Origin of the sequence: Thalassoglobus neptunius (assembly GCF_007859735.1) — a bacterium.
Classification (GTDB): Bacteria; Planctomycetota; Planctomycetia; order Planctomycetales; family Planctomycetaceae; genus Thalassoglobus; species Thalassoglobus neptunius.
In genome coordinates, this window is record NZ_SIHI01000097.1 from 1 (window position 1) to 6310 (window position 6310).

At 53.0% G+C, this 6310-nt stretch carries 8 protein-coding genes; 5 read left to right on the top strand and 3 right to left on the bottom strand.

Translation table 11 applies throughout. From position 1 onward, the window contains the following. Together KOR42_RS25545 and KOR42_RS25550 are read left to right on the top strand one after the other, a co-directional pair. Positions 1 to 1271 (top strand): RHS repeat-associated core domain-containing protein (locus KOR42_RS25545; RefSeq protein WP_146512636.1); only part of this gene is annotated, 1271 nt, incomplete at its 5' end. Positions 1272 to 1276: 5 nt separating this feature from the next. Further along, positions 1277 to 1705, top strand: a complete 429-nt coding sequence (locus tag KOR42_RS25550) for a hypothetical protein (protein ID WP_146512637.1) — start codon at positions 1277 to 1279, stop codon at positions 1703 to 1705. Here the strand turns inward: KOR42_RS25550 and KOR42_RS25555 are convergent. The 3 genes from KOR42_RS25555 to KOR42_RS25565 all read right to left on the bottom strand — a co-directional run bounded on the left by KOR42_RS25555 (position 1685) and on the right by KOR42_RS25565 (position 3846). Beyond that, positions 1685 to 2095 carry a hypothetical protein gene (locus KOR42_RS25555; RefSeq protein WP_146512638.1) on the bottom strand — a complete coding sequence of 137 codons (411 nt, stop codon included), beginning with the start codon at positions 2093 to 2095 and terminating at the stop codon, positions 1685 to 1687. The genes KOR42_RS25550 and KOR42_RS25555 overlap by 21 nt on opposite strands. 277 nt (positions 2096 to 2372) lie before the next feature. Further along, positions 2373 to 2978 carry a recombinase family protein gene (locus KOR42_RS25560; protein ID WP_146512639.1) on the bottom strand — a complete coding sequence of 202 codons (606 nt, stop codon included), beginning with the start codon at positions 2976 to 2978 and terminating at the stop codon, positions 2373 to 2375. 307 nt (positions 2979 to 3285) lie between these two features. After that, complete coding sequence (locus KOR42_RS25565) at positions 3286 to 3846, bottom strand: hypothetical protein (protein WP_197441601.1); 561 nt, start codon at positions 3844 to 3846, stop codon at positions 3286 to 3288. Between KOR42_RS25565 and KOR42_RS25570 the strand changes: the two genes are divergently transcribed. Genes KOR42_RS25570 through KOR42_RS25580 form a run of 3 tightly spaced genes read left to right on the top strand, consistent with a single transcriptional unit; the run spans position 3835 to position 5896 of the window. Beyond that, positions 3835 to 4245, top strand: coding sequence for a hypothetical protein (locus tag KOR42_RS25570; RefSeq protein ID WP_197441602.1), 411 nt, complete (start codon positions 3835 to 3837; stop codon positions 4243 to 4245). The two genes, KOR42_RS25565 and KOR42_RS25570, sit on opposite strands and share 12 nt — an antisense overlap. Positions 4246 to 4247: 2 nt before the next feature. Beyond that, positions 4248 to 5234, top strand: coding sequence for an RHS repeat-associated core domain-containing protein (locus KOR42_RS25575; protein WP_146512642.1), 987 nt, complete (start codon positions 4248 to 4250; stop codon positions 5232 to 5234). Positions 5235 to 5251: 17 nt separating this feature from the next. After that, on the top strand, positions 5252 to 5896 hold the full coding sequence (locus tag KOR42_RS25580) for a hypothetical protein (protein ID WP_146512643.1): 645 nt from the start codon (positions 5252 to 5254) through the stop codon (positions 5894 to 5896). The last annotated feature ends 414 nt before the right edge of the window (positions 5897 to 6310 follow it).

A 6310-nucleotide genomic window follows, 5' to 3' on the forward strand; every position in this document is an offset into this window, starting at 1 on the left:
ACTATGATTCGTCAGGCATTCGAATTTCTGCGGAACAGAAGATTGACACCGACGCCGACAGCAATTGGGATTCACATACCAGGACCGAGTTCCTGGTCGACCATCGCAACTTCACTGGTTACCAGCAAGTTGTCCGTGAATCACATTTCGATGTTCTTTCAGGTACCCTGACAAAGACGATCGATTACTCATTTGGTCAGGATGAGATTTCGCAGACGGTTCAAGAGTTTGATGCTCAAGGAGTCATCACCAGCGAGGCGACGCATGCCTTCGGCCATGATGGACACGGCAGCGTTCGAGTGCTGACAGATCTGGCAATGGCAGTCGCTCAGATTTTCACTTACGACGCTTACGGTCAACTGCTGGCAATCCAGAACGCAACCGGAACTCTCACCAGCGGCGGCGGAGTCGACAACCTTGCCGACTCCTCACTGGCTTTGACGACGTTGCTCTACTCCGGTGAGCAGTTCGACAACCGAATTGGCCAGCAGTATCTGCGTGCGAGGTACTACAACGCGTCAACCGGCAGATTCAACCGTCTCGACCCATTCTTCGGCAATCAAAGCGATCCACAGAGTTTCCACAAATATCTGTACACGCATGCCGACCCGGTCAACGGGATTGATCCGACGGGGCTTGAATTTTCACTTGTGGGAAAAATGGTTGTTTCCGGTGTATCCAGCGGTCTCGCAGCAACGTTTGTGAATGCCGTCGCTGCCAAAATTTACGGCCAGGCTCTTTCCTTTCGGGATCATGCCTATGCGTTCTCGACTGGATTTTTGACGGGTGCGGGAGCAGCCGGTGTGATTTACGGTGCTCCACTTGCCCTCGCGACCGGGTCCGTTGGTTGGAAACTCGCTTGGGCATTTTCGTCAGCCGCCTTCACCAGTTACGAGGGAGCTGTGACTGCACTGGCAACCGGTCAACTCTTCAAGCAGCAACGATACGCCGAAGGATCAGCGGTATTGGGACTAGGAATATTCGGTCGCTTGTCGCTATTGTTCGGAACACGAACCGCTCTCCAAGCGGATGTTATGGGAGACATTGTTGCCCCAAAAGCTTTCAATCCGGCGAGTTTCGCTGGTAAGCAAGCCGTACATCCGCCGCACCTGCCTGCCGGAAAGTATCCGGCACTGGTGATCGACGGTGAGGTTTATGTTGGAAGAATGCACATAACTGCTTGGGAACTCGCAGGGAAGAAAGGTGTCGAGCAGTTCTATGGATTCGCCGAGATTGACGCAGCCGGGAAGGTGGTAAGCCTGTTCAAATGAATGAAATGTCTCAATTCTGCGTCGATAAGTTTTTGGCATTGTCAGGAGCGGAACTCCACGAGTATTCCGAACCGTTCGTGAATGAACTGCATGATGCCATTCCCGAAGCTGTTTACGAATCGCTGCAATCCAAACTTCAAGATTTGGACGAAGAACACACCATTTACGCACTCGAACTCAACATGCTCTTGAAGCCAAACGAATTCGTTGGTTTTGCCATTCCATATCTCTCGCACAGCGATTCAGCGGTTTGCTGTACGGCATATCGAACAATTGAACGCCAGCCAACGTCGTTGATTACAAACGATTTGTGCAATCAAATTCGTGCTACTCCAATAGTCGATCTGTTTTCAACGCACGTCCGCACTGGTGAGAAAGTTCTTGTAGGCACGAACGAAGAGTTCATTCGCAACCTACTTGCTAAGATTGCTTAACGATACCCTCGGTCGCTTCAACGCTTTCGCCGCTGGCTTCGCCTTGAGCGTCTTCACCGGCGATACCGTGGGCTTGGGCTTCTCTTTCGCCTTCGGCTGATCCAATGGGTTCACGTTGCTCATGCCGGGCTGTGCCAGCTTGTCATCGCCCAACCACAAGCCTTCCTGTTGCTGCCGTTCTCTCAGCCATTCGTGAAACGTCTTCATGCTGGTATCTACGCTTGGGCTGACGGCTTTCCCGTGCGTGCGTGAGCGATTCGCCGTGCGATAAAGAACATCACCGCACGGAGCCGGTGCAGCAGCGAGAGCGACCACCTTGGCTGTCAGCGATTCGTCTGGAATTGTTGGGTTCGGATTTTTGCAACCCAACCGCAGCACGGGCGAAGGCATCAACAAATCAGCCACGCAGTCCCATCACCCGATGCCTTCCGCTTCGCCTTTGCTCCGCTGAGCAAACAAACAAAGTCTTCGGCTTCGTTCCAGCCCAGAGCGTCTAGCAAACAAACAAAGTCCCCGCCGACCGTTGACCGTTGACCTTTGCTATTTGCAAAGCCATAGCAAAGCGAGCAAAGTCCAAACCACCACGCTGGGGCTTTGTTACTTTGCTACGAAGTGGTGAAGGCGAAAGGCAAGACAGCCGAGGGGACGAGGCTGATTTGTTCGGGCATCACGCTTCGACCGGTCGGCGTTCCAATGCCTTATAGACGGTCTTGCGTGCCAGTCCGACCGTGCGAGCGATGGAAGCGACGGTTGCCCCTTGGTCGAATAGCTGATGGATGCAGGCTTCCTTCTCTTCGGTCAACTTGACCCGTGTTCCGGGTTTGCGACCACCCCACGTTTTGCCTTCGGCTTGAGCCTTGGCAATGCCTGCCAATTGGCGTTCCTTACGGACTTCCGTTTCGTAAGCAGCGACCGAAGCCAGAACGCCAGCCATCAACCGACCGGCTGGCGTGGAAAGGTCGAACCCTTCCCGCAGGCTGACGAATCCGACGTTGAGCGATTGGAGTTCATCGAGAAGCGTCAGCAGACCTTTGGCGGTTCTGCCCAGACGATCCAAACGCCAGACGCAGACCTTGGACACCTTGCCGCTACGAACATCAGCCAATAACCGTTCCAAGCCGGGACGCTCCATCGTCGTCCCGGTGAACCGATCCTTGTACCAGATGACATCTTCATCGGGCTGGGCTTTCGCCCACGTTTGCAGGTCCGGTTCCTGACTCCTTGTTTCTTGTCCCTTCGTGCTGCTGACTCGCAGGTAGATTGCCAGTGCCATTTGCTTCCCCGATATGTTGCCCTTGGAGTCTACTCCAAGGTTCCCATCCAAAACCGTCCGATTCGTCGCCGTAAGTCCTGAAAAAACGTCGTTCAAGCTGATGGACTTCAAAGTACACACTTTTGGAAATCGGACCTACGGTCCAAACGGTCGGTTCAGGCGAAAAGATGAACAAAACTCGCATCGATCCGTTCAAGTGAATTCAACTCCCGTTGGGACCACGGTTTGCATGGAACCTGCAACCGGCGATTGTGAAGAGAATACGGGGACGGCAACCCATCGAGTCGCCATCCCCGCCCAGCAACCATCACGTCGCCGTCAGTTGGCTCAGTTCGCCATAGAACTCTTCCGCCGACATTTCACCGCTGTCAGTGTCAGGCGGATCGTCGCTATTAACCGGCTCTGGCTCCCGCAACATCGCTAATAACGAATCCTGATGGTCTGCAACCGCTCTCTTGATAGCTGGCGTAATACCATCAGCCGGGGCATCGACAATGCAACCATCATCAGACCGACGCAACACGCCCCCGATGTCGCTGACCGCTTCAAATAGCTCCGCCAGCGTCAGAGATGCCGGTTCCTCCGGTGGGGAAGCGAAAGCGTCCGCGTTCGCGGACGCCGCTGGTTCGTCTTCGACTGGTTCAGACGGCGGCATTACCACGGTTGAAGGCGTTGGCGTGGCGATGATCGGAAACCAGCATTCGCTGGGGCGTCCACCCGTGGCGACGGTTTCAAAGCGGACTTCGCCCCGATCCCGTAGCGATGCCAACGCTTGAACCATTTCGCTGGCGGTAATGCGTCCGCCAACCGCTCGATGAAGCCCACGCCGGTTGATTCCCGGTTCCTGCCGAATGGCTTGCAACAACATCCGTTCATTCGGGTCGCCGGTTTCATCGTCCTGCGAGAAGATCAGCCGGGCAGACGCTGTCATTGCGCGGGTGAACATCGTACTGGCACAAACGCCTTTCGCCACACCTACACATATGACTCGCGTGGCAATCGCACGCTGAAGAACGAAGACGGAGCAAGAACGACGTACGTTTACGATGACGCGAATCAATTGGTGTACGGAGCAGACGCTTCCGGGCGAACGACGTACACGTACGATCTGAATGGCAATCAGGCAATCGTGTTGACGCCTGCTGGTCAACGAACAACGACAATTTGGGATTTCGAAAACAAGCCGGTCCAGACGCTCAATCCGGATGGGTCGAGAGTGACCCGCATTTTTGAGCCCGACGGACTTCAAATCAAACAGGAGGGTTGACGATGGCGACCAAGTATTTCCTCTGGGATGAAGTCGACGAAAACATCACCGAAGAGTATGACGAGAATTTTGACAAAACGGTCGAGTACACTCATGAGCCGGGTCATTACGGCGGCGTGATCAGTCAGCATCGCAACGGGTCAACATCGTTCTACCACACGGACGCCCTCGGCAATACCGTTGCACTGACCGATGAAAACGAGAACGTCACCGACACCTACGAATACGACGCCTGGGGCAATGAAATCAGCCACACCGGCACAACGGAAAATCCTTTCCGATGGAACGGTCAGTCCGGGTACTACTACGATGAAGAGACGGAAGACTACTACGTTCGCCAGCGGGTTTATGAGCCTTTAATTGGGCAGTGGAATTCGGTCGATCCTTTGGTTCAATTAACGAACACCTTTTACACATATGTCTTGAATTCACCGTGCAACTTCGCCGACCCTAGTGGTGAAGCACCTTGCAGAGCAAAACTCCAGCGAGGTGGAACTCCTCGAAACGGCGTGAAACACGGTGTTCGGCAACCGCTTGCCATTCGAGGAGGAAATTATCAAGGAAGGATCGAATGGGCAGCCACAGATGGTGACGTGCAAATTAACTCGATTGTCGAAGTATCCGGAAGGAGAATTCGTAGAAATGCACGTGGTCTTGCGAAAGCTGTAGTTAGTTGCGGTTGTGTCGAAGGCTGTTGCCAAGCAAAGGGCGTCTTGTTTGGTGCTGGTTCTGGCAATTTAAGTTTGGGCGAAGCTCCAGACGAAGATGCCCCGCATGGATCATCTGGTACGCAGGACATTTTTCATGCAAATTCTATTCTGACTGGAGTCGCAACCGGTGACACTATTCATGTGACTGGATTCGGGAGTTGGACTCATAGTGCCCGGCGATGGTACTCGTCTGCAGGCAATGGTCTTGTGACAACTGACGAAATTGACGGCGATTTGAAACCGGTGTCATTCACCTGGAAATGCATCGGCAATTGTTAGTGTGAGGGAGACGAGGCATGAAGTTCAAATCGCCTAGTGTCAGGCTTTCGATGGCGTTGGTTGTGTTGCTGTTCGCAGCGGTCGACTCCGATGTTGAAGCTCAAATTACAAGCGGTGGAGAAGCAGTTGGAGATTTTTGGCCTGGGGAGGGTGCGATTGGCTGTGGTTCCAATTACCTGAAACTAAACGAGGTATTTTCGATCAAGAAAAACGCGACTCCCGGCCATGTGTATTTGACCCACCAATCGCGTCACGGGAGTCGCTTTGCATTTCTGCTCGTTGTTGACCATGCATACGAAGGTGCCGAACGCGACAAGTTTCCGTATCAAATGCATGTAACCAATCAGAAAGGAGAGCTTCACCAGAAATTGGCAATCAATGAATCAACGCTTGCAATCGAATACGATTGTGATACCTCCGATGAACAAGGAGTGGATGAAAATCTTTCAATTGGAGGCCAGGACGTCGAACTTCAAAGAGGACGAGTGTTCTACATCGAGATGCGTGCTAATCCTGTGCGGATCACTCAGATTTCAGTGAAGCTCCCAGAACCTCAAGGAGAAGTTGCAGATAGAAAGGCGATCCGGAAAGTAGGAAAAGAGATCATGGAAAATGACGAACTTCGTGGGAAAGGGAAGTCATTTACAATTCAACACGATTAGAAGTGTCCAGAAGTCACTCGTATTCTCTTGCCTGTCAGCCGCTCAGATTCAAGATGCCGACGATCAGAAAACAGCCGAATTGTCTTGGCAATTCACAGTAGGTTCACCGAAGAAATTCCTGATACGCTTTGAAGACCAACGCAAATTCGTTCGCATCACGACCGTCCGGTAATCCCCACAATGTTCTGTTCGGTCATTTCAATCGGAATTCGCATCTGCGTTCAGTTCTGAAATTCGCTCTGCATCGATGCTCTTTCGTGAAACATCAACGTTTAGGTTTCCAGGGCGAGCAGCGGAACCGGCGTCCTTCATAGGGACCATCAGGAATGATGATCTCCGCTTCGGCGAACTCACGCAGCGAACGGACCGGAGCGGTTCGGGACTGACGCAGCAGCCACCGCAGTTCCTGCTCCG

Bases quoted from the DNA above. Each gene is read 5' to 3' on its own strand.
- KOR42_RS25550 (WP_146512637.1), top strand. From the start codon at position 1,277: ATGTCTCAATTCTGCGTCGATAAGTTTTTGGCATTGTCAGGAGCGGAA.
- KOR42_RS25555 (WP_146512638.1), bottom strand. From the start codon at position 2,095: ATGCCTTCGCCCGTGCTGCGGTTGGGTTGCAAAAATCCGAACCCAACA.
- KOR42_RS25560 (WP_146512639.1), bottom strand. From the start codon at position 2,978: ATGGCACTGGCAATCTACCTGCGAGTCAGCAGCACGAAGGGACAAGAA.
- KOR42_RS25565 (WP_197441601.1), bottom strand. From the start codon at position 3,846: ATGTTGTTGCAAGCCATTCGGCAGGAACCGGGAATCAACCGGCGTGGG.
- KOR42_RS25575 (WP_146512642.1), top strand. From the start codon at position 4,248: ATGGCGACCAAGTATTTCCTCTGGGATGAAGTCGACGAAAACATCACC.
- KOR42_RS25580 (WP_146512643.1), top strand. From the start codon at position 5,252: ATGAAGTTCAAATCGCCTAGTGTCAGGCTTTCGATGGCGTTGGTTGTG.